The 26,963-nt window shown below is 37.3% G+C and carries 23 protein-coding genes, 4 tRNA genes and 1 riboswitch; of the genes, 18 read left to right on the top strand and 9 right to left on the bottom strand.

What is annotated here, in order from left to right:
* Window positions 1–11 precede the first annotated feature (11 nt).
* The 17 genes from CHRYMOREF3P_RS15895 (at window position 12) to CHRYMOREF3P_RS15975 (ending at window position 19,224) form a co-directional block, all read left to right on the top strand.
* Window positions 12–1,241, top strand: coding sequence for an efflux RND transporter periplasmic adaptor subunit (locus CHRYMOREF3P_RS15895; protein WP_180565028.1), 1,230 nt, complete (start codon window positions 12–14; stop codon window positions 1,239–1,241).
* Window positions 1,242–1,373: 132 nt separating this feature from the next.
* On the top strand, window positions 1,374–2,255 hold the full coding sequence (locus tag CHRYMOREF3P_RS15900) for a bestrophin family protein (protein ID WP_180565029.1): 882 nt from the start codon (window positions 1,374–1,376) through the stop codon (window positions 2,253–2,255).
* Window positions 2,256–2,271: 16 nt separating this feature from the next.
* Entirely contained in the window at window positions 2,272–3,168 is an 897-nt protein-coding gene (locus CHRYMOREF3P_RS15905; RefSeq protein WP_180565030.1) for a cation diffusion facilitator family transporter, read from the top strand.
* Between the two features lie 17 nt (window positions 3,169–3,185).
* Window positions 3,186–3,605 (top strand): Fur family transcriptional regulator, encoded by a 420-nt coding sequence (locus tag CHRYMOREF3P_RS15910; RefSeq protein WP_077413546.1) that lies wholly within the window; start codon window positions 3,186–3,188, stop codon window positions 3,603–3,605.
* Window positions 3,606–3,982: 377 nt separating this feature from the next.
* Window positions 3,983–5,632: a heavy metal translocating P-type ATPase gene (locus tag CHRYMOREF3P_RS15915; RefSeq protein WP_410493571.1), complete on the top strand. Its 1,650-nt coding sequence runs from the start codon at window positions 3,983–3,985 to the stop codon at window positions 5,630–5,632.
* Window positions 5,633–6,403: 771 nt separating this feature from the next.
* Entirely contained in the window at window positions 6,404–6,766 is a 363-nt protein-coding gene (locus CHRYMOREF3P_RS15920) for a hypothetical protein (protein ID WP_077413548.1), read from the top strand.
* 209 nt (window positions 6,767–6,975) lie between these two features.
* Window positions 6,976–7,251 carry a YHS domain-containing protein gene (locus CHRYMOREF3P_RS15925; RefSeq protein ID WP_077413550.1) on the top strand — a complete coding sequence of 92 codons (276 nt, stop codon included), beginning with the start codon at window positions 6,976–6,978 and terminating at the stop codon, window positions 7,249–7,251.
* Window positions 7,238–7,915: an SCO family protein gene (locus tag CHRYMOREF3P_RS15930; protein WP_180565031.1), complete on the top strand. Its 678-nt coding sequence runs from the start codon at window positions 7,238–7,240 to the stop codon at window positions 7,913–7,915. The genes CHRYMOREF3P_RS15925 and CHRYMOREF3P_RS15930 overlap by 14 nt, the downstream gene beginning before the upstream one ends.
* Before the next feature lie 187 nt (window positions 7,916–8,102).
* Window positions 8,103–8,777 carry a superoxide dismutase gene (locus tag CHRYMOREF3P_RS15935; protein WP_317169702.1) on the top strand — a complete coding sequence of 225 codons (675 nt, stop codon included), beginning with the start codon at window positions 8,103–8,105 and terminating at the stop codon, window positions 8,775–8,777.
* A gap of 4 nt (window positions 8,778–8,781) precedes the next feature.
* Complete coding sequence (locus tag CHRYMOREF3P_RS15940) at window positions 8,782–9,153, top strand: hypothetical protein (protein ID WP_175627179.1); 372 nt, start codon at window positions 8,782–8,784, stop codon at window positions 9,151–9,153.
* Window positions 9,154–9,351: 198 nt separating this feature from the next.
* Window positions 9,352–10,182, top strand: a complete 831-nt coding sequence (locus CHRYMOREF3P_RS15945) for an MbnP family protein (protein ID WP_180565032.1) — start codon at window positions 9,352–9,354, stop codon at window positions 10,180–10,182.
* A complete protein-coding gene (locus CHRYMOREF3P_RS15950; RefSeq protein WP_077413553.1) occupies window positions 10,175–11,224 on the top strand; it encodes a cytochrome-c peroxidase in 1,050 nt (349 codons plus the stop codon). Before CHRYMOREF3P_RS15945 ends, CHRYMOREF3P_RS15950 begins: the two co-directional genes overlap by 8 nt.
* Window positions 11,225–11,236: 12 nt before the next feature.
* Window positions 11,237–12,184, top strand: a complete 948-nt coding sequence (locus tag CHRYMOREF3P_RS15955; RefSeq protein WP_077413554.1) for a transporter — start codon at window positions 11,237–11,239, stop codon at window positions 12,182–12,184.
* 90 nt (window positions 12,185–12,274) lie between these two features.
* Window positions 12,275–12,460: riboswitch (cobalamin riboswitch) on the top strand.
* 108 nt (window positions 12,461–12,568) lie between these two features.
* Window positions 12,569–14,599, top strand: a complete 2,031-nt coding sequence (locus tag CHRYMOREF3P_RS15960) for a TonB-dependent receptor plug domain-containing protein (RefSeq protein WP_077413555.1) — start codon at window positions 12,569–12,571, stop codon at window positions 14,597–14,599.
* On the top strand, window positions 14,596–15,729 hold the full coding sequence (locus CHRYMOREF3P_RS15965) for a YncE family protein (protein WP_180565033.1): 1,134 nt from the start codon (window positions 14,596–14,598) through the stop codon (window positions 15,727–15,729). The genes CHRYMOREF3P_RS15960 and CHRYMOREF3P_RS15965 overlap by 4 nt, the downstream gene beginning before the upstream one ends.
* A 14-nt stretch (window positions 15,730–15,743) precedes the next feature.
* Window positions 15,744–16,937, top strand: coding sequence for a cell surface protein (locus CHRYMOREF3P_RS15970; RefSeq protein WP_180565034.1), 1,194 nt, complete (start codon window positions 15,744–15,746; stop codon window positions 16,935–16,937).
* 28 nt (window positions 16,938–16,965) lie between these two features.
* Window positions 16,966–19,224 (top strand): DUF5074 domain-containing protein, encoded by a 2,259-nt coding sequence (locus CHRYMOREF3P_RS15975; RefSeq protein ID WP_180565035.1) that lies wholly within the window; start codon window positions 16,966–16,968, stop codon window positions 19,222–19,224.
* Between the two features lie 169 nt (window positions 19,225–19,393).
* Here CHRYMOREF3P_RS15975 and CHRYMOREF3P_RS15980 read toward each other — a convergent pair whose 3' ends face one another.
* The 9 genes from CHRYMOREF3P_RS15980 to CHRYMOREF3P_RS16020 form a co-directional block, all read right to left on the bottom strand.
* On the bottom strand, window positions 19,394–20,182 hold the full coding sequence (locus CHRYMOREF3P_RS15980; RefSeq protein ID WP_077413559.1) for a T9SS type A sorting domain-containing protein: 789 nt from the start codon (window positions 20,180–20,182) through the stop codon (window positions 19,394–19,396).
* Between the two features lie 220 nt (window positions 20,183–20,402).
* The gene (locus CHRYMOREF3P_RS15985) at window positions 20,403–21,176 is read right to left on the bottom strand and encodes a T9SS type A sorting domain-containing protein (protein ID WP_077413560.1); all 774 of its coding nucleotides are present in this window, start codon (window positions 21,174–21,176) and stop codon (window positions 20,403–20,405) included.
* A gap of 337 nt (window positions 21,177–21,513) precedes the next feature.
* Window positions 21,514–21,585: transfer RNA gene (locus tag CHRYMOREF3P_RS15990), tRNA-Glu, on the bottom strand.
* A 66-nt stretch (window positions 21,586–21,651) separates the two neighbouring features.
* Window positions 21,652–21,723 (bottom strand) — tRNA-Glu (locus tag CHRYMOREF3P_RS15995).
* Between the two features lie 82 nt (window positions 21,724–21,805).
* Window positions 21,806–21,877: transfer RNA gene (locus tag CHRYMOREF3P_RS16000), tRNA-Glu, on the bottom strand.
* A 10-nt stretch (window positions 21,878–21,887) separates the two neighbouring features.
* Window positions 21,888–22,142: a 30S ribosomal protein S20 gene (gene rpsT, locus CHRYMOREF3P_RS16005; protein ID WP_002983073.1), complete on the bottom strand. Its 255-nt coding sequence runs from the start codon at window positions 22,140–22,142 to the stop codon at window positions 21,888–21,890.
* A gap of 66 nt (window positions 22,143–22,208) precedes the next feature.
* Window positions 22,209–22,529 (bottom strand): hypothetical protein, encoded by a 321-nt coding sequence (locus CHRYMOREF3P_RS16010; RefSeq protein ID WP_047380487.1) that lies wholly within the window; start codon window positions 22,527–22,529, stop codon window positions 22,209–22,211.
* A gap of 374 nt (window positions 22,530–22,903) precedes the next feature.
* Window positions 22,904–22,975, bottom strand: a tRNA-Glu gene (locus tag CHRYMOREF3P_RS16015).
* 59 nt (window positions 22,976–23,034) lie between these two features.
* Window positions 23,035–24,321, bottom strand: coding sequence for an N-acetylmuramoyl-L-alanine amidase (locus tag CHRYMOREF3P_RS16020; RefSeq protein WP_175627180.1), 1,287 nt, complete (start codon window positions 24,319–24,321; stop codon window positions 23,035–23,037).
* A 53-nt stretch (window positions 24,322–24,374) separates the two neighbouring features.
* On the opposite strand from CHRYMOREF3P_RS16020, the gene CHRYMOREF3P_RS16025 reads away from it, so the two are divergent.
* Window positions 24,375–26,960: a putative LPS assembly protein LptD gene (locus CHRYMOREF3P_RS16025; RefSeq protein ID WP_077413561.1), complete on the top strand. Its 2,586-nt coding sequence runs from the start codon at window positions 24,375–24,377 to the stop codon at window positions 26,958–26,960.
* The last annotated feature ends 3 nt before the right edge of the window (window positions 26,961–26,963 follow it).

The raw sequence follows: 26,963 nt of genomic DNA on the forward strand, positions 1-26,963 counted from the left end.
CATTCTTAGATATGAAACTCAAATATAATATCATACCCCTTATCCTGATTTCACTATTACTGACAAGTTGTGGAAAAAAAGAAGCTTCAGAAGAAAAAGCTCCTGAGAAAACAGAACAGAAAGAACAGGCACATGAAGAAGCTCGACAAACTATAGCCTCACTCACAGAAGAACAGATGAGGTCTGTAGGAGTGGCTTTGGGAACCGTAGAAATGAAAGAGCTGACATCAACGATAAAAGCCAACGGTTTGCTCAGTGTACCGAACAGTAATAAAGCAACCATCACTTCCCTGTACGGAGGAATTATCAAAACCATCAATATCCAGGTAGGAAGTATCGTGAAAAAAGGACAAGTCATTGCAACCATTGCCAACCCGGAATATATCCAGCTTCAGGAAGATTATCTGACTACCAACAGCAGAATAACCTATGCAGAACAGGAATACAGAAGACAAAGAGAGCTTTTTGATAATGATGCAGGAGCCAAGAAGAACCTTCAGAGTGCCGATGCAGAACTGAAAACCTTAAGAACAAAAAGAGCTTCCCTGTTGAAACAGCTTCAGATGATGGGAATAAGCCCTGGAAAAGTAAACAATGGAAATATGAAATCCGGTCTGGTGATCACAGCACCTATCAGTGGAACGATCAGCAGTATTACAGCACAGATCGGAAGCTATGTAGATATCTCTTCTCCCGTAGCTACAGTGATTGATAACGGCTCCATCCATCTCGATCTTCAGGTGTTTGAAAAAGATCTTCCTAAAATGAGAGTGGGGCAGATTGTTCATTTTAAACTGACCAACAATCCGGAAACCGAATATGATGCAAGAATTTACAGCATAGGATCTTCTTTTGAAAATGAAAGTAAAACTATTTCCATGCATTGCGAAGTGATCGGAAACAAATCCGGACTGATTGACGGAATGAATATCACCGGAATTGTAAGCCTTGATAAAAGTACAACCCCGGCAGTTCCTACAGAAGCCATTGTAGAAGCAGACGGGAAATATTTTGTATTTGTTCAGACCGATAAAAAAGCGGAAGAAGAGCATGAAGAAAAAGGCAAACCACATCCGAAAACCTTAAACTTTGAAAAAATAGAAATAGTGAAAGGAACATCTGATATGGGATATACCGCGATAACCCCGGTGGGGAATATTCCTGACAATGCAAAAATAGTAGTGAAAGGAGCATTTTTCGTGAATGCCAAACTGGTTAATTCAGGAGAACACGAACATTAATGAAAGTAGCCGGAACTAGTAAAATATCGATTTTTATCCTTAAATTAGAGCTGTTTACGTAATTTTTATTGAATGAAAACGGTTGGGGAAAACTCAAGATAACCTCACCGAATTTTAATAAATAACCCAATTATGTTATTAAACAAAAAAATATCAGTCTGGTATTTCATCCGTGAAATAAAAAGCCAAATCCTGTTTATCGGAATGTTTGCCATAGCCATTGGCCTTTTGGACGAACTGCCATGGTTTCGCAAGATCTCACTGCCGTTGAATATTCCTGCTTTGCTGGGAACGGCTGTATCATTGCTTCTGGCATTCCGTACTTCCCAGTCCTATGAAAGATGGTGGGAAGCCAGAACTGTTTGGGGGGCAATTGTTAACGATTCCCGGACTTTTGTAAGGTTGATTATTCAGTTTATGCCGGTGGGAAATGACAAAATAATAAAAGATTTTGCCGAAAGACAAATTACCTGGACGTATGCACTTGGGGAATCTTTGAGAAAACTGCCGTTTTCTGAAAAAGTTCAGCAATATTTGGATCAGCATCAGATCAAAGGAACCAATATTCCCAATGCAATTCTGGACGAACACTCCAGACAGCTGAAAGAAATTGCAGCTTCCAAAGGATTGACCGATTTTCAGCAGATGCAGCTGAATGATATCATCACAAGGCTCTGCGACAGTATGGGGAAATGTGAAAGACTGAAGAATACGGTTTTTCCACGTTCTTACAGTGTTTTAGTTCATATTTTAATCTATGTTTTTGCGGCAATTCTTCCCTTTGGACTTGATGATTCACAGCTGTTGGTAGAAATTGCCATTACTTTCCTGGTTCCGGTGACATTCATTGCTATTGAAAAAACATCCATCATCATGCAGGATCCGTTTGAAAATGGTCCTGTAGACACTCCGATGACTTCCCTGGCGCAGACCATAGAAATCAATATCAGGCAAATGATCGGTGAGCAGAATGTTCCCCCTAAAAAAGAAAATACATCTTATTATGAAATGTAATTAAACCATACACCATATGGAAAGCACACCAACACAAATTGTTTCTGCAGGAAGCAGACATAAAAAGAACCTCCTGATCGTACTCTGCCTTAGCGGAACCTATCTCATTGCTGAGGTAATAGGAGGAATTGTTACCAACAGTCTGGCGTTATTGGCTGATGCAGCCCATATGCTGACAGACGTTGTAGGATTGTTACTGGCATTTATCGCCATCAAAATTGGAGAAAGAAAAGCAGATCCTTCAAGAACATATGGGTATTACAGGACAGAAATATTGGCAGCCGTAATCAATGCGGTGGTTTTACTGGCTATTTCGATCTATGTTTTATTTGAAGCTTACAAGCGGTTTCAAGATCCGCCGGAAGTACAAAGTAAATCCATGCTGATTGTAGCAGGAATCGGATTAATCGTCAATATTGTCGGAATGATGATTCTGAGAAAAGACTCAGAAAGCAGCTTAAATATGAAAGGCGCGTATTTTGAAGTACTTTCAGACATGCTGACCTCTGTAGGAGTGATGATAGCAGGAGTGATTATGCTCACAACAGGCTGGTACTACGCCGATCCGTTGATCTCAGCCGCAATTGGATTACTGATCTTCCCAAGAACATGGAGACTGTTGAAAGAAGCCATTAATGTGTTGCTTGAAGGAACTCCTAAAGAAGTGGATATTCATGAACTTCGTAAATCTCTGGAACAAGCTCCGGGAGTGAAAAATATTCATGACCTGCATGTATGGTCACTGACATCAAGCGTCAATGCTATGAGTGCTCATGTGGTAAAAGAAGCAGCATATTCTCAGAATCAATTGTTAAAAATATTGACGGATACTACTGTGAATAACTTTAAAATCAGTCATACAACTTTTCAGATAGAAGATGAAGGCTATGAAGAAAATGAAGTCCATCTGTAAAAAATTAAAAACTTACAATGAAAAAAGATATAGAACACAAACTCATTGATAAAAATACCAAACCTACCAGTATGAGGATTTTGGTATATGATTTTTTAAGCTCTCAGGAAGCGGCTTTATCCCTTTCTGAAATAGAAAATTATTTTGACAATGCTGACAGAATTACCATCTACAGAACATTGAAAACCTTTGAAGAAAAAGGAATTGTTCACAGCATTCAGGAAAATACAACCACAAAATACAAATTATGCGAAGACGATTGCGATGAAAAAACACATAAAGACTGGCACCTGCATTTCTATTGTAAAATATGCAAACAAACCACCTGCAAAGAAGATATTTCCTTTCCTGAAAACATACAGACCAATTTCAGGATTGATGAAATACGACTCTTTGCCAAAGGAATCTGCGAAAACTGTCTTGAAAGTTTGCAATAGCATTGCATCAGTCTCATCTTTACATTTGTATAAAAATATCAGTTATGGAAAAATGCTGTAGTACAACCCCGGAAAAGCCCGATACAAAAGGGCACAAACATAACCATTCAGAAGGAGATGGACATGACCACGATGGCCATGATCATTCTCACGATTCCGCAGATCAGACGGTCTTTCAGATGTTTCTTCCTGCAATTATATCCTTTGCGATCTTATTATTGGGAATTGCCTTTGATAACTATATAAAACCCTTATGGTTTACTGGCTGGGTACGTTTGGTATGGTTCCTGGCGGCTTATATTCCCGTAGGATTCCCTGTATTGAAAGATGCCTATAAAAGTATCATCAAAGGAGATGTGTTTTCAGAATTCTTTCTGATGAGCATTGCAACCATTGGGGCTTTTGTCATTGGAGAATACCCGGAAGGAGTAGCGGTAATGCTCTTTTATGCCGTAGGAGAAGTATTTCAGTCTATGGCAGTGACCAGAGCCAAAGGAAATATAAAAGCACTATTGGATCAGCGTCCTGATGAGGTAACCGTGATGGAAAATAATCAGCCTAAAACAATGAAAGCTAAAGAAGCTAAAATTGGAGATATTATTCAGCTGAAACCCGGTGAAAAACTGGCTCTGGATGGAGAACTGCTTTCAGATTCAGCTTCATTCAACACGGCGGCCTTAACAGGAGAAAGTAAACCTGATACCAAAAATAAAGGCGAAGTCGTTCTTGCCGGAATGATAAACATGAACAGTATTGCTTTGGTTAAAGTAAATACGGCCTATGAAGACAGTAAATTGAGTAAAATTCTGGAACTGGTTCAGAATGCCACAGCGCAGAAAGCTCCTACCGAATTATTCATCAGAAAATTTGCTAAAGTATATACCCCTATTGTAGTATTTCTTGCCATAGGAATCTCTTTACTGCCCTATTTCTTTGTGAGCGATTATCAATTCAGAGACTGGCTGTACAGAGCATTGATTTTCCTTGTCATTTCTTGTCCTTGTGCATTGGTAATCTCTATTCCGTTAGGGTATTTCGGAGGAATCGGAGCCGCAAGCCGAAACGGAATTTTATTCAAAGGAAGTAATTTCCTGGACAGCATTGCAGAGATTCAGAATGTCGTGATGGATAAAACAGGAACGATGACAGAAGGTGTATTCAAAGTTCAGGAAGTAAGCATGAACCCTGAATTTAACAAAGAAGAAATCCTTCAGATGGTCAATGCCCTCGAAAGTAAAAGTACCCATCCGGTAGCAACAGCTATTCACAATTATGTAGGAGATATCAATCACGCCATTCCTTTAGAAAATGTAGAAGAAATTGCCGGTCACGGACTGAAAGCGACTGTTAACGGTAAAGAACTTCTGGTAGGGAATTTTAAGCTGATGGATAAATTCAGTATCAGTTACGATACCAACCACTCCAGTATTGTTTACACCGTGATCGCAGTAGCTTATGACAAAAAGTTCGTAGGGTATATCACGATTGCTGACAGCATAAAAGAAGATGCTAAAGAAACCGTAGACAATCTGCATAAAATGAATGTAAAAGCTACGATGCTGAGCGGTGATAAAGGAACCGTGGTGAAATATGTAGCAGATCAGCTGGGAATTGACAATGCATTTGGAGATCTGCTGCCTGAAGATAAAGTAAATAAGGTTAAAGAAATCAAAGCTAAAAACCAAACGGTAGCTTTCGTAGGAGACGGAGTGAATGACGCACCTGTAGTTGCTTTAAGTGATGTGGGAATTGCGATGGGAGGTTTAGGAAGTGATGCCACTATTGAAACAGCTGATGTCGTGATTCAGGATGATAAACCGAGTAAAATTCCAATGGCAATCAACATCGGGAAACAAACGAAAAAGATCGTTTGGCAGAATATCATTCTTGCCTTCGCGGTAAAAGCAGTTGTTCTTATCCTGGGAGCAGGAGGGTTGGCAACCATGTGGGAAGCTGTTTTTGCAGATGTGGGAGTCGCATTGCTGGCAATTTTAAATGCAGTGAGAATTCAGAGGATGAAATTTTAAAAAGCAAATAATAAGCACAACTAAATTATATTCAATAAAGGCTCTGCTGAATTTCAGCAGGGCTTTTGTTTTAAATTATACATCATACCATTGAAATCCATATTATGCTATTGAGACTTCTATGGAGTGACAATGAGACTGCCTTCGCTTTCCGTATAAACTATGACTGACAATTACAACTAGTATAAAATGATACCCATAGTTTGTCATTCTGTAAGAATCTAATGATCAGTCTCATTATTATCAGTTTTAAATTTTATCGCAGATAAAATCTTCGCGTCTTAAAACAGTAAGCATTTTAAAAAAAACTTGCGTCTTTGCGTTTCCAACATCACATCAAAACTTAATTTAGAAAGGTAAATAGGTTTTTTGTTGGATAAACGCAAAGGTGCAAAGAAGATAAAAATTGTGTTATTTTTAAGGGCGCAAGAAAATCAAAGATTTTCAGCTAGTTTACTTCTTAATTGAATGTCTTATTCAAAAACATTAAGTATTCGGAAACATTTTTAGCGCCTTTATTATTTCAACAAAATAAAAAAGCTCTGCCAAAAACATCAGCAAAGCTTTTATCAACAAGATTAAATTGAATATAAAGAACTAAATTTTAGTTTAGGTCTAAAGTTTCAATCAAAGTTCGGGATAATATTATATCGGTGACAGGCACAGTTTTGTAATTTTTATGGGTAACAGTAAACAACCATAATGACATTCATCATAAATCTATTATAAAACAATTTTGAAGTAGTATATTTGTAACAGAGAACTAAAACATTGAGGTTATTCATTTCCATATTTATCATTTTTACCGTTGCAGTACGTCCCGTTTTGCCATTGGTAAACTATGCTGTGAACTATGATTATATTGTGAAAAACCTTTGTGAGAACAGAAACGTACCCCAATCAACATGTAAGGGAAAATGCTACGTGGAAAAAGAACTGTCAAAAACAGAAAAACAGTCCAATAGCTCCCAAACAATAAAGATTGCAGGATTAGATGTTTTTATTTCTCATGATATCCTTTCTTTTTCTTCTCTTTTGAATTCGGAATCTCTTTCTGAAATTCCTGATTCAAGCTATTTTAATTCTCACTCTTCAGAATACTTTTCAAGGATATTCCATCCTCCGTTGGCTTAATTTCTATTATAAACTATGTTTTTAGTTGATGAAATAGAAGTGCTTAAAACTTTTATTAATAAGTCATTAAAGATATATTCTACAATTAAAATGAATAATTGTAAGCTGTTAGAATACACTATTTCTTTTTGAAGAATTCTGTGTTTTTTCAGACTTATGCATTGTGCCATAATTTTATTTAACATTATTAATTTCAATTTAACATTAAAATGAAATCTCTCATTATTATGACTGCCCTGCTGTCCATATCAATACTGTCGTGTGCCAAGGAAACGCCTCAGGTAAAGCATGCAAGCCATATGGACTCTTCAGGAAAGAAAATAGAAAATGTACTGGTCGTAAATGAAGAAGATCCGATCTGTCACATGAAGACTGCCGGATCTCTTAAAGATACAGCAGTATATAAAAATAAAACGTATGGTTTTTGCAGTGTTTACTGCAAGGATGAATTCAAAAAAAGCCCTGAGAAATATGCCCAAAAATAAAAAAACCAATAATAAAAGTAAGGTAATCATACCGATCGCATTATTTGCATTGCTTTTTCTGGGAATAGGGATAGGAATGGGGTATTTTAAAAAGAACCTTTATACCGTGATGAAAGTTCCCGATTTTGAACTGACGGATCAGAACAGCAAAAAAATCACTAATAAAGATATGTTGGGTAAGGTATATCTTGTAGAGTTTTTCTTCAGCAAATGTCCTACAATATGTCCGGTGATGAATACCAATATGAAGGCTATTCAGAACCAGGTCAATGATCCCAACTTCGGCATCATTTCCATCAGCATTGATCCGGAAAATGATACCCCTGAAGCTTTAAAAGAACATGCTAAAAGAATAGGGGCGACATCTCCCAACTGGCATTTCCTGACAGGAGACCGTACATACATTGGTGATCTTGCTGATAAATTTAATATCTACGTAGGTGACAAGGAAGATGAAGGAGAAAGCCTGAACCACAGCGGAATGATTGCCCTGGTAGATCAGAATGGAAATATCAGATGCAGATATAACAAAGAAAATATGCCGATTCTGTATTATTCAGGATTAAATTATGGAGATCCGGAAGGTAAAACACCTCTGCTGACGGGAAAGTATCACCCTGACAGAGAAATCCTGATTGAGGATATTAAGAAATTATTGAAATAAGGGAGATGGGAGCGCGAAGCTGGAAGCTGGAAGTTCTTCCAGACGGTAAAGCTGTAGCGGTTTTTAGATAGCTATAGAAGTAAATAGAAGTTGAAGGATTTATACTTTAATGCCAATTACTTCCAGCCTCCATCTCCCATCTTCCAGCTTAGCAAAAAAACATTGTTCAACCATAAACAAAAACGTTATGAAGATTTTGAAAATAGCTGCTGTAACTGCAGTTTTCGCGGCCCAGTTTACACTGGCTCAGTTTAAGCAGACACCTCTGCCATACGCTTATAATGCTCTGGAAGGAAATATTGATGCCCAGACTATGGAAATTCATTATTCAAAACATGCGGCAGCATATGTAGCTAACCTGAATAAAGCAATTACAGGAACTCCACAGGAAAAGGAAACGTTGTTTCAGATTCTTTCCAATGTTTCAAAACTGCCTGTTGCAGTAAGAAATAATGCGGGAGGACATTATAACCATGAACTGTTCTGGACTGTTCTGACCCCTCAAAAAAATACACAGCCTTCTGCAAAATTAGCAAAAGCCATCACTGAAACTTTCGGAAGTATAGATGCTTTTAAAGAAAAAATGGCTAAAGCCGGAGCGGATCGTTTCGGTTCAGGATGGGCCTGGCTTTCTGTAGGAAAAGATGGAAAATTGTTTGTTTCCTCTACTCCTAACCAGGACAACCCTTTGATGGATGTGGTAGAAGAAAAAGGAACTCCTATTTTCGGAATTGATGTCTGGGAACATGCTTATTATTTAAAATATCAGAACAAAAGAGCAGATTATCTTACCGCTATCTGGAACGTGACGAACTGGAAAGAGATCAGCAGAAGATATGACGAAGCTTTAAGTAAGAAATAGTCTGATGAAATTATTTTACAGCATACTTTTTACTTTATATATGGTGCTAAGACCTTTGGTGCCAGTGGTAGAGTATGCTGTAAATTATGATTATATCATTAAAGTTCTCTGTGTGAATAAATCCAGGCCAGAAATTCACTGCAATGGAAAGTGTTACTTGAGCAAAGAGCTGGCAAAAGCCAATAACGAGACAGAGTCTACTCCTTTCAATAAAATAAAAAACTCAGGACAGAAAATTCTTGATATATATACATTGCCTGAGATAACAGAGGTTATCATTACTGGAAAAATTATACTTTCCAATTTCAACTTTATCTATGAAACAGCATATTCTTTTCTGTTTCTGACTCACATTTTCAAACCACCGGTTTTTTAAGTTAAACCATCACTATTCAACCACAAAAGTCACAAAGCTTACATCAATTAAAAATCAAAGATTTAAAAAAGTGTAAGTGTTCTTATTGTGCATAAAATCTATCACTTAAAAACTTAAGTGTAGGAACTTTTGTGCCTTTTGTGGTAAAAAAGAATGTTTTCACATTACATAATTAGTATTCAACTTAAAAAATCAACAATGAAAATCTATAAATTTTTATCACTATTCTTTATTGCCTTTACTTTATTCTCTTTTGCAGCCTGCGAAAGTAGCAGGGATGCCGAAAATCCACAGGATACCACACCCGGAAAACTTCAGATCAAATTTGAAAACGGATTTAATAATGTAGGAGATGTTGTTTTAAATCAGACGGTTCAGACTTCTTCTCAAGGACAAAAACACAATTTTTCGGCTTTAAAATATGTCATTAGTAACATATCACTGATAGACGAAAACGGAAATGAATTTAAATACAATGAAAACAATCCTGATAAAGGCGCTTTCATAGTAGATCAGGCGGATGCGGTAGCCGGAATTATATACCTGAATCTGGATGGTATTCCGAAAAACAATTATAAGAAAATAAAATTCGGATTGGGAATCAGCCAGAAAGCCTACTTACTGGGACAAGATGGTCAAGCGGAATTCTGGACAAAAGCCAAGCAGAAAGGGCTGACGTGGTCATGGGCTGCCGGGTATATTTTTGTGAAACTGGAAGGGAAATATGGAAATGATGCCCCTTCAAAGGAATTTATGAATCATACAGGAAATATGGGAAATGTTACCGCTAATGAACAGGCTGACCTATACCGTGAAATCACATTGGATCTTCCGACAACAGCAAGAGTGACGGGACAAATTCGTCCTTCTGTCCATATTCTTGCGGATCTGAATCAGTTTTTGAGTGGAGATAAAGCGCTTACCCTTACTACAACTAATGATATGTTGATGGGCTCAAACCAGCATTTGGTAGACGTTACCAATAACCTTACCAAAATGTTTAAAGTAGACCACGTTCACAATGATTAATTTTCTTATTAAAAGGATGTTGGTTCTGCTTGTATTGATTATGAGCTGTATTTCCTGTTCTGATGAGGTGATTCAGCCACTGGAAAAAGATGAAGCATACAATCTGCAGTTTCCTTCTTATTTTCCGGAAATGACTTTCGATAAATCAATCAATCTGGTAACCAAAAACGGAGTAGAGCTGGGCCGAAAATTATTCTATGAAGGAAGACTTTCCCGAAACAATACCATTTCATGCGGCTTCTGCCATATTCAGGAAAATGCTTTCACCCATCACGGACATACCGTAAGCCATGGTGTGGATGACAGAATAGGAATCAGAAATGCGCCACCCATTCAGAATATGGCTTTTTTGAAAAGATATATGTGGGACGGTGTTATTCATAACCTCAATGAACAACCGATAAGCCCTATTACAGATGTCAATGAGATGGACAGTTCTATACCGGAAGCCATTTCAAAAATAAAAGATGATCAGAAATATAAAAAACTTTTCAGGGAAGCGTACGGAGATGAAACCATTACCGGAGAAAGAATTCTAAAAGCACTGTCACAGTTTATGGCTTCTTTAATTTCTGCAGATTCAAAATATGACAGGTTCAGGCAGGGAAAAGAGCAGTTTACTTCTACAGAATCTCAGGGAATGGCTTTGTTCGGACAGAAATGTGCCTCTTGCCATAGCGGAGAATTATTTACCGATGAAAGCTTCCGTAATACAGGAATGTATTATAACACCGAGTTCAAAGATGCAGGGCGTTACAGAGTTACTCTTAATCAGGTAGACTGGATGAAATTCCGTGTTCCAAGTTTGAGAAACGTAGAATATACAGCACCTTATATGCATGACGGAAGGTTTTACACATTAGATGCTGTACTCAATTTCTATTCAGATCAGGTGGAAGATAATGCGAATCTTGATCCTCAGCTGAAAAAGAATGGTCATACAGGAATAGCCATGAATAGTCAGGAAAAACAGTCGATTATTGCTTTCCTGAAAACATTGTCCGACAAAAGTTTTATATCCAATCCAAAATTTGCAGAATAATTTATAGAAAACATGAAGAAGATTATATTGATACTAAGTTTGATCCTGTTTAATCAGTATCAGGCAAATACCATTAGAGACAGTGTTTATAGCGCTCCGGATACCTTTAGCAGATTCGATTTTGATGATGACTGTGATGCATGCGGTTGTGCGGCCGGTAACGGATCATCCGGTTTTGAATCTTTGCTGAATCCACAGTTTATCGGAATCAAATATTTTGCACAGCATTACAAAGCAAAAGAAAATTTATTTGTAAAAGATCTTACACAGGATCAGTATTTTAATACCTTACAGCTTTGGGGAAAAATTCCATTGACTAAAAAACTAAGTGTATATGCAAGTCTGCCATTTCATTTTCATGAAAAAAGGACTATGCAGGGAGATATCAAAATCAACGGAATCGGAGATCTGAACCTGATGGGAATCTATCAGCTAATGAGCTCTAAAGATAATTTCCATCACGTGAGCGGAGGTTTGGGCGTGAAAATTCCTTTGGGAAAGTTTGATGAAAAAGGAGCATCCGGAGTCAATCCGAGTTTTCAGTTGGGAACAGGAAGCTGGGATTATCAGGCGGCTTTGAATTATAAATTTCAAAAGAATAAAGTAGCTGTATTGGTCAATACAGACTATACAATCAAAACGGAAAATAAGAAGAATTACCATTTCGGAAACCAGTGGAACTACGCTGCAACAGGATTTTATCAGGTTGCAGGAAATGAAAAATCTATCTTTTCTGTAAAAACCGGAGTGCAGGGAGAAGTGTATGCTCAGAACAAGCAGTTTGATGAAGCCCTGCCCAATACAGCCGGAAGTGCATTGTATGGGAAGATTGGGTTTGAAGCCTCTTATAAAAAACTGAGCCTGGGAAGTGAACTCATGCTTCCTATGTATACCCATTTGGCTGGTGGTGATATTGAAGCAAAATCCAGATTTAGTATTTTCCTGAATATCGGAATTTAAATAAAACCCCTTTTTAATCATGTTAAAGCTCCTTCGGGAGCTTTAATTGTTTATGAATCATGATTTTAATTGGGGGTTAGGAATAATTTTTTATCTTTGCCGAAATTTGGTGAGCCCTAAAAAGCTCTTAAAAGGGAATCCGGTGAAAATCCGGAACAGACCCGCTGCTGTAAGCTCCGCACCAAGATTTTTGAAGAATATATCCACTGTTTTTTAATGGGAAGGATTTCAAAAATGGAGTAAGTCAGAAGACCTGCCAGAAAATAATCGTTTGACGCTTTCGTGGAATAAAGCTTAGGACATCAATGATTCTGTGCAGTGACAGCTGTGCTTTGTCGTTGTATTCTTATATCCATTAGCGTCTTCATTATCCTAAATGAGCTAATGGCGGCAAAATTAACTATATCTGCAATTCATAAAGCTGTTTTCACAATACTGGTGTTAACATTTCATCTTTTGTCTTCTCAAACCAAAAAAGACAGTGTTCAGGAAGAATCAATCAAAGGGATCAACCTTTACAAGAAAAACTTCAAAGAAATTCTTCCGGCACAAACCCTGCAGGGCGAGCAGCTGGAAAGACTGAACAGTCATTCTGTAGCAGATGCTCTTCGGTATTTTTCCGGTGTTCAGATCAAAGACTATGGAGGGATTGGCGGATTGAAAACCATTAATGTCCGAAGCCTCGGAAGTCAGCATGTAGGCGTTTTCTATGATGGAATTCAACTGGGAAATGCACAGAACGGACTGGTAGATCTGGGAAGATATTCTTTGGATGATCTGGAAGAAATATCATTGTATAACGGGCAGAAAAGCGAGATTTTTCAGCCGGCAAAAGATTTCGGTTCTTCGGGATCTATCTATTTACAGCCTAAAACGCCTGTATTTAAAGGAATAAAGAAAACCAATCTTGTGATAAGAGCAAAAAGTGCCTCCATAGACCTTTTTAATCCGTCATTCCGATTGGAACAGAAAATTTCAGACAGAACTTCTGCCAGCTTCAGTGGAGAATTTCTGCAAAGTGATGGGATTTACAGATTTCGGTATGCCAAGAAATATCCTGATGGACAGCAGGCTTATGATACGATTGCAAAGAGGCAGGACTCAGATATCAAAGCGAAACGTTTTGAAACTTCGTTAAACGGAACTTTAAATAACGGAAGCTGGAATGTAAGAGGCTATGGTTATATTTCAGACCGTGGAATGCCGGCTCCTATTGTGAATGGCCGTTTTGGAGGAAGAGGAGCAAGACTTTCTGATGAAAATTATTTCGTGCAGGCCAATCTTCGGAAAAAACTGTTTCCCAGATTTGAAACTCAGCTGAAAGCAAAGTTTGCCTACGATTACACTCATTTTATGGATACTGTTCGCTCACAGTCTATTATTCATACCGATAACACCTATATCCAACGAGAGCTCTATCTTTCCTCATCCAATATCTATTCTATCACATCCAATTGGGATGTCAGTCTGAGCGGGGATTTTCAGTACAATAATCTGGATGCCAATCTGGATAACTTTTCTTATCCTACACGTTACACTACATTGGTTGCATTGGCAACAACGTATCAGTGGAACAGATTCAAGATCCTGGGCAGCCTTTTAGGAACTTTTACTTTTGAAGAAGTAAGAAAAAATAAAAGACCCGGAGACAGCAGAGAATGGACCCCCGCTGTATTTATGAGCTACCAGCCTGAAATAATTCCTGAACTTACTTTAAGAGCTTTCTATAAAAGGATTTTCCGACTGCCAACCTTCAATGATCTGTATTACACTAATATCGGAAATACTTACCTGAAGCCGGAATTTACCAATCAGTATGATGTAGGATTTACGTATCAGAAGAATTATAAAAACCGATTCTTTACATCCTTTTATGCTAAAGTAGACGGTTATTACAACAAAGTACAGGATAAGATTGTTGCAGCCCCTAACGGAAGTATGTTCCGCTGGCTGATGATGAACCTTGGACGGGTTGAAATCATAGGTGCTGACGTGAATGTTCAGGCAGAAATGCAGTTAGGAAAAGTAAAACTGAGACCCTTGCTTTCCTACACTTACCAAAGTGCAAGAGATATGACAGATCCGGAGGATACATTCTACCGAAATCAGATTCCTTACACACCATGGCATAGTGGCTCCTTCACCCTGATGGCGGACTATAAAGACTGGAGTTTCAATTACAGTGCGATGTATGTAGGAGAAAGGTATGATGTGAACCAGGACAACATTCAATACAATTATGTACAGCCTTGGTATACCCATGATCTGTCTGTTCAGAAAAAATTCAACTGGGCGAATCATCAATTTAAAGTAAGCCTTGAGATGAATAATATTTTCAACCAATATTATGATGTAGTGATCAATTATCCGATGCCGGGCAGAAACTTTAAACTTATTCTAAACTTTACCTTATGAGAAAACTAAACTTTTACTTTTTATTTCTTGTCTTAGCTTTTCTTAGTTCATGCCGTACGGATGATATTATTGTCCGCCAGGAAGTGGTAGAGGGACTTCCATCAGAAAATACAGCAATCAAAGGTTTCTACATGCTGAATGAAGGAAATATGGGAAGCAACAAATGTACCTTGGACTTTTTTGATTATACCAAAGGAACCTATTACAGGAACATCTACGCGGAGATTAATCCGAATGTTGTAAAAGAGCTGGGAGATGTTGGAAATGATATTAAGATCTACGGAAGCAAGCTGTATATTGTTGTCAATGTTTCCAACAAGATTGAAGTGTTGGATGCCAAAACAGCCAAACGTATTACTTCTATTCCATTACAGAACTGCCGTTATTTAACCTTTAAAGGAGGGAAAGCTTATGCCAGCAGCTATGCAGGTCCGGTAGCGGTTAATCCAAAAGCACCCAAAGGAAAAATTGTGGAAATTGATACAGTTTCTCTTTCCATCCAGCGTGAAGTGGTAGTAGGGTATCAACCGGAAGAAATGGAAATTGTAGGGAATAAATTATTTGTGGCCAATTCCGGAGGATACAAAGCTCCTGATTACGACAATACCGTTTCTGTAATAGACCTGAACACTTTTACTGAAATCCAAAAATTAAATGTTGCGATTAATCTTCACCACATTAAAAAAGATAATTACGGTGATCTGTACGTGAGTTCAAGAGGAGATTATTATAACGTTCCTTCCAGCCTATACCTTATAGATGCAGCAACAGGAATTGTTAAAAAAGATTTCCACCTCGCAGTGAGTGAAATGACAATCGTTAATGATAAACTCTATTTCTACGGAAATGAATTCAATTACAACACGCACAGCTATAAGAAGAGCTTTGGGATCATTGATGTAAAAACAGAACAAATTATTGCCAACAGCATTTTTGACAAAGAATACGAAACTGCGATTAAAACACCTTACGGAATTGCTGTAAACCCAATCACAGAAGATATCTATATGACAGATGCCAGAAATTATGTTTCTATGGGATTTGTCTATTGCTTTGATAAAAACGGACATTTTAAATGGAAAACAGAAGGCGGAAATATCCCTGCCCACTTTACCTTTTTATACAAATAACCAAACTTTAAGAAATGAAGAGAAATACCTTTACTTATTTAAAAATCGGAGTTTTATCATGTTTCCTGGCAGGTGTAATAGCCTGTAAGCACGATGATGAAGAGGAGTTTACCTTTAACGGTCTTGATGATTCTTATTCCATTGAACGTTTAAAGGTTTTGAGTATTCCAACCAATGCTTCAGGATCGGTTACGTGGAGTATCAATGATTCTATTATCTCTCAAAATTCAGAACTTGAATTTATCAGCCCAACAGCAGATGCTTATCCGCTGACTTTAAAAATTAATAACAAAGGAAACGAACAGGTTTATCATTCTAAAATCATTGTTACCAAAGAGAAAACACCTTACAGTAAATATATTGCTAAAGTATTGGAATTCCGTCCTGCTGTAGGACAGTTCATGAATGAAATTCCGGAATATATGCCTGGAAATACCGCTGCAAATATGCTTCAGAAAGCAAACGAATCGTTGGTGGGAGGTAATTCTACCATGATCAGTCTGGGCGGATATGGCGGATATGTGGTTTTCGGTTTTGATCATACCATTCCGAATTTGAACGGAAGGGATTTTAAAGTGTTAGGAAATGCATTCTTTGGAAATGATGCCAGTGATCAACGTTCAGGATCATGTGAGCCGGGAATTATTATGGTAGCCTACGACAGAAACAAAAACGGAAAACCTGATAATGATGAATGGTATGAAATTGCAGGCAGCGAATATTTTAAAAACGCAACAGTAAAAGAGTACAGTATAACGTACCATAAACCTGATGAAAATAAAACACCTGTAGCCGGAACCGAATTCTGGCAGACCGATGTAGAATATATCAAGTGGAATGATAATCTGGGGAATCAAGGTTTTAAAACAAAAAATACGTTCCATGCACAAAGCTATTATCCTTTATGGTTTACCGATAGTTCTTACGGCTTTTCGGGAACAAGACTGGCAAACAATTTTTACGATCAGAATGGTGACGGATCGTATTGGGTAGGAAAGTCATATGATTTCGGATACGCTGATAATGCTCCGAATAATGACGAAGCTTCCAATATTGATATTTCATGGGCTGTAGACAGAAACGGAAAATATGTGAAACTTCCCGGGGTAGATTTTATGAAAATATATACAGGAGTCAATCAGGAAGCTGGCTGGCTGGGAGAAGTTTCTACAGAAGTGGCAGGAGCCTACGATTTACATTTCAAATAATAATTCAATCTATTTAAATTAATAAAAAATGAAAAAGTTTTACCTTTTTATGATGCTTTTTCTGTTTGCATGTCTATCAAATGCACAGATAAAAGTTCAGGGCGTACCCAGAAATGATATTTCGGGGATCAGCAAGCTTAATACCACCACAATCAGTTTTTCTGATATTCAGTATTGGGTAGGATCAGGAGCTAACCAAGCTGCTTTTGTAGTGCAGTGGAACGACAGTAAAAACCCTGACGCTATGGTTTGGGGATTCAAATGGGACGGGAATGCTACAGGTGAAGATATGCTTAAAGCTATTGCTAAAGCAGATCACAGACTTTACACATTGCTGTATCAGGGAACACAATTTGGGTCAGCAGTAGGAGGAATAGGTTTTGACATAAACGGTCAAGGTACCAATGCACTGATCAAAAGCGGAAATGCCACTTATCCGTTATATCCGGTGAATGGTTTCGTTAATACAACAGCTTATGATTTTGACAGTTATACCATCGTAGATGCTGCCAACGATCACTGGCAGTCCGGATGGACGGTTAACGGGTATTGGTCTTATTGGGTAAAAAACCCTGCAGATGCTGATTTCGGATATTCCAGCGTAGGAGCTTCTTCACGTGTATTAGAAAACGGCTCATGGGATGTCTGGAACTTTAACGTAGGCTTTAATTCTACCCCAATTTCATCTACGCTTACCCCTGTTTCTCCTTATGTAGCATCCAATAACTTTACCAACGGATATTTCATGGTGAACGAAGAATGGTTTGGTCATACCAACGGTTCTGTGAACTTTATTGACAATAACGGTCAGATCAATTACCGTGTGTACAGTAATGCAAACAACAACCAGGCTTTCGGTGCAACTACACAATATGGAACCATCTATGGAGACAAATTCTATTTTGTATCAAAACAGGCTGCCGATGGAGGAGATACTCAATATACTCCGGGAGGAAGACTTGTTGTAGCTAATGCACAGACTATGCAGAAAATTGCCGGGTTTAATAACATTGGAGGCGGTGATGGAAGGTCATTTGTAGGAGTAAATGAGCACAAAGGATATATTGGTACTTCTACCGGAATTGTTCTTTTCAACATTGATAATTTACAGGTAGGTTCTTTAATTGCCGGAACTGGCGGCAGCGGACAGATTGGAAATATGATCCGTACTTCACAATATGTATTCGCAGTGAAGCAGGGAGTAGGAATTTTAGTAATTAATCCTAATACAGATACGGTAGTGAGTACCATTGCCGGAGGTTTCTATTCTGTTGCTCAGGCTAAAGACGGAAGCGTATGGGGAATTCAGGATCAGAAGCTGATCAGCATCAATCCCACTACTTTTGCCACACAGGTTTACAATATCCCAACAACGAAATATATTGGAGATTGGGGAGCATGGAATGCTGGTAAATTTTCAGCAAGTAATAAAGAAAATGCCTTATACTGGATCAATTCAATCAGCAGCTGGAGTTCAGGAACACAGATTGTAAGATTTGACGTTACAACGAAAACATTTAACGAAAACTTTGCCGCAATTCCAGGGCAGACAGGACAATTTAAGCAGATTCCTTACGGTGCGGCTCTTCGTGTAAATCCTGTTACCGGTGAACTTGTTCTGAACACAACAGAAAGCGGATACGGAGCACACTATCAGAAAAACTGGATCCATACTTATAATATGGCCGGAGCTCTTATCAGTACAAAAACTTTGAATGATTACTATTGGTTCCCGGCATTAACGGTATTTACCAATAACTCAGCTCCTGTTGTGAGTAACGTTTTACCTTCACAGGTTACAGCAGGAAATACTACTGCGATTGATTTGAAATCAATAGTTTCTGATGCAGACAATATGACTGTTTCAGTTGTGAAGTCTATCAAATCAAACAGTAATCCTACAGCAGTTTCTGCAGTAATTAATGATAATGATGAGCTGGTTTTAACACCACTTGTTGCAGGTACATCTGATATCGTGATCAAGTTTAACTCAAATGGTAAGTTAGTAGAAAAAACGCTTACAGTAAACAGTACTACTTCAACTTTGGCAACTGCTGAGGTTAAGAAACTTGAATTTGGTATTTATCCGAATCCGGTTACTGATATTCTTACCATCAAAACACAGGAGAAAATCCAGAATGTTTCTATGTATGATGCTTCAGGAAGAATGTTTAATGCGCAGCTGAACAACGGACAAATCAATGTAAGCGCGCTTCCAAAAGGTATTTATATTTTGAAAGCCATTACAGATAAAGCGGTATATCAGCAAAAAGTAATTAAAAACTAATACTATTTTAGATAGCAAATCTTGTTAATATAACCCTGGCCAGTTTTGGTCAGGGTTTATTTATGAAGTGATAGAGATTTTTTTATCATGAAAAATAGTAACACATTATTCCTAATAAAAAACCCGGCAAGCTTGAAAAGCCTGCCGGGTTTGATCTGTTGTGGATCTTTTATTTGATGATTACCTTTTTAGAGTAAGTTTTTCCTTCTTTCGTAGTAAGGTTCATGATGTATACTCCTTGTGGCTGCTTTGTTTCAAATGTATTTGATGTTAGCTTGGAACGGAATACTTCTTTTCCTGAAGTATTGGTAAGACTAACCTCCGAACCTTGTGTAGAAATATTTTTGTCAAGAGTAAACTGTCCATTCTGACTGTGAGCCATGAAATTGATGAACGGATCTTTGTACTGATATCCATAGTATACTCTAAGCTCACCACCAATATTTAGTAATCCTGAATTCACATTGATTTTGATACGGTCAAAAGGAATGTTCATGGTAAGTTCAATCTCACCTTTGCTTGGGTCTCCAGCTCCAAGGTTGAGCAGGCTGGTACTAAGATTTTGGCGATCGTTGTTGGAAACATCTCCATTGAATGTCTCAATTGATACACCTCCCAATACCTGAGCAGATAGTGGAGTACCATTTGAACCAATTCCAATGACAAGCTTATTGGTGTTATTGGCGATATTGGTCGTTGGGAAGATCAATGTCTGTTCCGTTCTCGCCAAAAGGCCTACTGAAACCTGGATAGTAGAGTAGTCAGTTTCGTTACTTCCTACTGCATTTTGAGGATTCAATACTCCGCAGCCTAAGCATACTCCCAATACCTGGTTGGTTTGGCTGCTTACATAGGTTTTCACAATCTGTGCAAAAGACATTGTGCTTGTTAAAAATAGGAATGATGCCAAAACTGCAGCTTTCATGGTGCGTTGGCCAAGTAATAAATAAGTTTTCATATGTAGAAAAATTTTGGGTTTTAGTTTCGTGTAAATTTATAAATAAAATGATTATGTTGCTTATTTTATTTCATATTTATGTGATTTGTTAATAATTTATTGATATTTATAATTATGAATTTATTTTTACTTAATAATTTGTTTTTGTATTTCGCTGAAAATGAATGCAAAAAAATACGGTAGTTAAAAGTCTACCGCATGTATCATATCGCTTATTTTATTATTTAATTAAAATTTTTCTGGAATATGTTTTTCCTTCTTTAGTCTGCACATTCATTATATAAACTCCTTCAGGCTGTCTCGGTTCAAAAGTGTTTGATTGTAATGTAGAACGAAATACTTCTTTACCAGAAGTGTTGAATAATGTGACTTCTGAGCCTTCTGCCGGAACATTTCCTCCAAGTGTAACCTGTCCGTTTTGACTGTGGGCCATAATGCTGATCAATGGATCCTGATAAGCATAATAAATTCGGAATCCGCCGCCAAGACTCAGTACACCTCCCGTTAAGCCTATTCTTATTCCGTCATAAGGTTTTGTCGGCTTGAATTCTACTGTTCCTCTGTTTGGTATTGCTCCCAGTTTAAGAAGACTTACATCTATCGTTCTGCGGTCCTCATTAGAAGTGCCTCCATTCATAGTTTCAAGAGTTACTCCACTTAATAACTGTACAGATAATGGAATGTTGTCTGTACCAATTCCTACAACCAGTCTTGTGTCTGATCTTAGGTCAGGAAAAATCAGTGTTTGTTGAATTCCACCCAACAAAGCTGTTCCCAATACCATTGTTGAATAGTCATCTTCGTTATACCCAACTGCATTCAAAGGATTCTCGATGTGACATCCCAGGCAGGCTACACCAAATACACCTGAGCTTTGAGCGTGTGCATAAATTCTGTTTTGTGCAAAAGATAATGTGCTGGTTGAAAATAGAAATAAAGCCATTAATCCGGCCTTAAAAGAGAATCGGTTTCCCAGAAGTAAATTAATTTTCATGTTATTTATTTTTATTGTGAATAGTTTTAGCCAAATTTAAGGATTAATAGACCAAGTAAAAAATAATATTTCCATTATTGGTGATGTTTTTAATGAAATTTAATATGGTCTTGTTATCGGATGACAAAGACTATTGATTCTTTGGATTGTATAAGAGGAAGATGCAAAAATTGAAGAGTATCTTTTGTTGGGTATAATTCAATGGAGGATTCCCAAAATGATAGGGTAGTGTGGTAATTTAGGAGATCCGGTGATTAAATAAGTAAGATACTGCCGGGTAAAGATGGTCCGAATGTATGTATAAAACAAAAAAAGGACTTTCGAAAAAATCCTTTTGTAGCCCGTAGGGGAATCGAACCCCTCTTACCAGAATGAAAATCTGAGGTCCTAACCGATAGACGAACGGGCCCTCTATCTTCCATTACCGAAATAATGTGTTAGTTTTTGTTTTTATAAGTATCAACTCTTAATCTTGTAGCCCGTAGGGGAATCGAACCCCTCTTACCAGAATGAAAATCTGAGGTCCTAACCGATAGACGAACGGGCCGGTTAGATTTATTTTATATATAGCTTTTCTACTGTGATCTTTATAAAACCACCGTTATTACAGTGGTTTTATAAGATGTAAGTAGCCCGTAGGGGAATCGAACCCCTCTTACCAGAATGAAAATCTGAGGTCCTAACCGATAGACGAACGGGCCAGCTATATTTTTACGCTAATTTATTAACGTGCTTTGTCAATTTGCTTTTCAAGTTAGCCGCTTTGTTCTTGTGGATAATATTTTTCTTAGCTAATTTATCCAATAAAGCGATAACTTTTGGCAGTTGTTCTGTAGCAGCAGCTTTGTTCTCTTCATTTCTTAAAGCTTTTAAAGCTGTTCTAGCAGTCTTGTGGTAATATCTGTTACGAAGTCTTCTAGTTTCGTTTTGTCTGATTCTCTTTAGTGCTGATTTATGATTTGCCATATCGTTTAAATGTGAGTGCAAAACTATAAACTTTTTTTAAAACTACCAAATTTATTTTCAAAAATTTTAATTTTCTTCTGAAAGGTACTTTCTTAGTTTATTTATTGCTTGTTCTATTTTTAAATTTTCTTGTTCTTTTTCTAATTTTTTGATCGTATTTCCCAGCATGATCAATGCATTGTTCCATTCTCCAGTGGTGTTGGTGAAAGTGAGTCCATCAATTGTTACTTCAAAAGCAACCCTCTCTCCAGTCCTGTAAAGTCTGAAACTGATTTTATCATCTCTGCCTGTAATCCCGTCTTCATTGATTTGTAAATCGTAACTTTTTGGGTTAGAGTGGATTTTCTTAAAAAGCAATTTCGCTTCTTGTATTTTTAAATCCGGCATGATATAAAATTTGGTAGCCTGTAGAAAACTACAAACAATGATTTATCAATATTATTTTTCATCAGTGCTGCCATATTTGGGTGACCAATCATGGCTAAAATTTTTGCAAATATAATGCTTTTGTGACATATAACATAAATGGAATGAATTTTTACGATAAAAGTAAAAGCCCTATATTATAATGATATTAATTTTCAGGTTGTTAGAATATTGCAATTGCTAATAAATTTTGTCAGAGCATTGTAAAAATCTGGAGAATATTAATTTTAAAAAGAGTTCTCAGAAAATATTCAAGCTGGTTTTGAAAGTAAAATACAGTATAAAATAAGCCATAAAAAAACCTTTAACGGATTCGTTAAAGGTTGATAAGTTTGTAGCCTATAGGGGAATCGAACCCCTGTTGCAAGAATGAAAATCTTGAGTCCTGACCACTAGACGAATAGGCCAAATTTTGAGGTTGCAAAAGTAATCATTAACTTTTTAACTTCAAAATTATTTTTTTTAATTATTTATAGACTTTCTGTATCACCGTGTTTTTGATACCTTTAGCTTCAAGCTCCTTTTGAAGTTTTGCTGCATCTTCCAACGTGTATACTTTTCCATAAGTGTAATAAAAAACGCCATTGTCTTTCTCTCTTTCCACATCTTTCAGGTTCTGAAGAATGTAAGAATTTCCATTCAGTTTATCACCCGAATATACTTCTATGGTGTAGTATCCCATATTAATCCTTTGATTAGGCATAAATCCTACTGCAAAAGCATTTCTAAAACCTGCATCCTTGGCTGTTTTAAGATTAATATCTTTTACAGAGGCCATATTGGTTACAGCATAGTAATACTTGTACTGTCCGTTTTCTTTAAGAGTAAGAATATAGTTCAGGCCTTTCAGAGCCGGATCATTTTCATTGTATTTCGTAGGAGAACTCATGAGTAGAATTCTGAAATCATTTTTCAAAGGAACTTCTGCAGGTTTTTCAGGCTCTGGTTTTCTGACTGCAATAGAACCTCCCGATTTTCTGTCAACTGCTTTTTTATAATCAATAATAGCATTGTAAATACTTTCTGCAATTTCAGTCTGCCCTTTATCCGAAGCAATATAATGGCTTTCCTCAGGATGGTTGATGAAGCCTGTTTCTATCAGTACAGATGGCATGGCATTCATACGGAGAACGTGAAGGTTCTTTTGGAAAACACCTCTTGAGGAACGCTTGTCTTTATTTACAAAGTTATCCTCTACCAATCCTCCCAAAAGAAGACTGGACTCCAGATATTTGTTCTGCTGAAGTTTTAAGGCAATTAATGACTCCGGAGAGTCAGGATTATAAGATCCGAAGGTCTGCTTATCTTTTTCATCCAGGAAGATCACGTCATTTTCCCTTTTGGCTACCTCAAGATTTTCGTTATTCTGGTTAGGTCCCTGTACATATGTTTCTGTACCATAAGCTGTAGGTCTTTGGGAGGAATTACAGTGGATAGATACAAAAAGATCTGCTTTGCTCCTGTTGGCCAGATTGGTTCTGTCAGATAGAGAAGGATACTCGTCAATTTTACGGGTATATATAACTTTGAAATCTCTGTTTTTCTCTAACATTGAGCCTACTTTTAACGTAATGGCAAGTGTAATGTCTTTTTCAGCGACTCTTCCAATATCGGAATAGGTCCTGTTGGCCCCATGATCACTTCCTCCGTGTCCCGCATCCAGAACGATAGTAAACTTCTTCTGAGAGAAAATAAAGTTGCTGGTCAGGATAAGGAGAAATGATAAAATTATTTTAAAATTTTGTTTGTGCATCTTACAGTTATAAAAATTATATTAATTTTGGGCCTTAATTATATATAATAAAATTGGCCAAAACCGTCCTCAAAAATATATTACAAATTTTAATTATCCTAATTTTTAACAATTTTTTAGCACAGAAAACTCCTGAAAAATTGCCTAAAAATGCGGTTAATGATACTATTTCCAAAAAGGATACCATAGTTGTAAAAAAAGAAACTTTGGATGATGTTCTTCGCACAAAAGCTGATGATCAGAGAAGAGATGTCCCTAAAAAGATGACTTTTCTGAACAAAAATGCGCAGGTGAAGTATCAGGATATGCAGATTGATGCAGACTATATTTCCATAGATGATAATAAAAATCTGATCTACGCCAGAGGAAAACAAGATTCTTTAGGAAAAATTATTGAACCTGTAATTACAACACAGGCCGGGAAAAAATACGAAACCAACGAATTCAGCTATAACACAAAAACCAAACAGGCAATTGCTTTCAATGCAAGAACAGAAGAAAGTGAAGGGGTAATTATAGCGCAGAAGACCAAAAAATATAACGACTCCGTATTCGCGATGAGAAAAGCGGATTATACCACGGATGATTATTTCATTAAGAAAAAAGATACCGCCGCGGATTATTTTATGAGAGCTTACAATATTAAGCTGATTAAAACCAAAACCAAATCCCAGATCGTTACCGGGCCTATCCAGATGTTTATTGAGCAGGTTCCTACACCTCTTTACCTTCCTTTTGCTATTTTACCGTTTTCAGATAAAAGGGCAGCGGGTATCCTGATTCCGAGTTTCGGGGAAAGGGAAGATGTAGGGTTTTTCCTTAATGGAATAGGGTATTACCAGCCAATTGGGGAACACTTTGACGTGAAGATTCTTGCTGATATTTATACCAAAGGAAGCTGGAATTTACGGCCTCAGGTAAATTATCAGAAGAAGTACCGTTATTCCGGAAACTTTACAGCGGATGTTGGAACCATGGTAAGAGGTATTAAAGGTTTAGATGATTATACAAAGAACAGTACTTATAGAATAAACTGGACGCACTCCCAGGATTCTAAAGCCAATCCTTTTCTTACATTCAGTGCTTCTGTGGATATCGTAAGTACAAAGTTTTATAATAATCCTCTTAACAACAACTATATTTTCAACCAGAATGTATTGAATACCCAGCAGAACTCTACGGTAACCCTTACCAAAAGATTTCTGAAACTTCCGGCAACAATTACAGGAACGGCTTCTTATTCACAAAACTTTGCAACAGGATTGGCAGACCTTCGTCTTCCACAGATGAACGTAGCAATTAACCAGTTTTATCTGTTTAAATCAAGAACGGGAATAAGACAGGGACTTCTTGAAAATATTACAGTGAATACAGGTTTCAACCTTACCAATTTTGTTAATACTCAGGAGAACGAACTGTTTAAAAAAGAAATGTGGGACAAAATGCAGACAGGTCTTAAAAACAATATTGCATTGGCTACCAATACCACAGTGGCAAAATATTTCACTTTCAGTTTAAGTGCGAATATCGACAATGCATTGACTACAAAAACATTGAACAGATTCTATGATCCGGTAAAGAATGTAACAGTAGATGAGATCAATAAGAACTTTACAGGATATTCTACATTCTCTACTTCTGCCAGTCTTCAGACCACCCTTTTCGGGATGATGAAATTTAAAAAAGGATCTGCAGTAGAAGCAGTAAGACATATGATGACTCCAAGTGTAAGCTTCACCTATTCTCCGGATTTTTCAAGTCCTAATTTCGGATATTATAAAAATTATTACAATGCAACCGGAGCGTTGACTCCTTATTCTATTTTCGAAAAAGGGATCATAGGAAGCCCGTCAAGTGGAATGCAGGGTGCTTTAGGTTTCAATATCGGTAACAATATCGAGATGAAAGTAAAGTCTAAGAGTGATTCCACAGGAGTGAAAAAAATCAAGATATTTGAATCTTTAAACCTTTCAGGAAGCTATAATTTCGCTGCTAATGACCACCCTTGGTCTGTATTCTCAATCAACGGACAGTCTTCATTCTTCAATAATAAACTTACGGTAAATACCAGTCTTGCGCTGGAGCCTTATAAAATAGATTTCTCTTCTGGTCAGGATTCAGGGGTAAGAACAGAACAGTTCGGGCACTTCAGTGTACAGGGATTCAATGTTCAGTTATCTTATCCTTTAAGCAGTGAGATTTTTGGAGAGAAAACAGATTATGCTAAAAAATATTCTTCAAAAGGAGAGATCCGAAATGAAAATTATTATTTTGATGATGATCATTACGCCCATTTTGATCAGGCATGGACTTTAAACATCAGTGCTAATTATGCCTACTCAAAAGGACTGAGCAGATTTGCCAACAAAATTGCGTCCATAGGATTAGACGGGAGCCTTAAGTTGACTCCTTTCTGGAATATTACAGGAAGTACGCATTATGATATGGTAACAAAAGAATTGGCGTATACAAGAATTGGTTTCTCAAGAGATCAGCGAAGTTTTACCATCAATTTCAACTGGGTGCCTTTCGGACAGTATAAAGTGTATGACTTCTTTATTGGTATAAAAGCCAATATCTTAAGTGACGCACTGAAGTACAAAGACAGAAGCTTTACCCAGCCTAATGCACCTTTCTAATAT

This window comes from Chryseobacterium sp. JV274 (assembly GCF_903969135.1).
Lineage (GTDB): Bacteria > Bacteroidota > Bacteroidia > Flavobacteriales > Weeksellaceae > Chryseobacterium.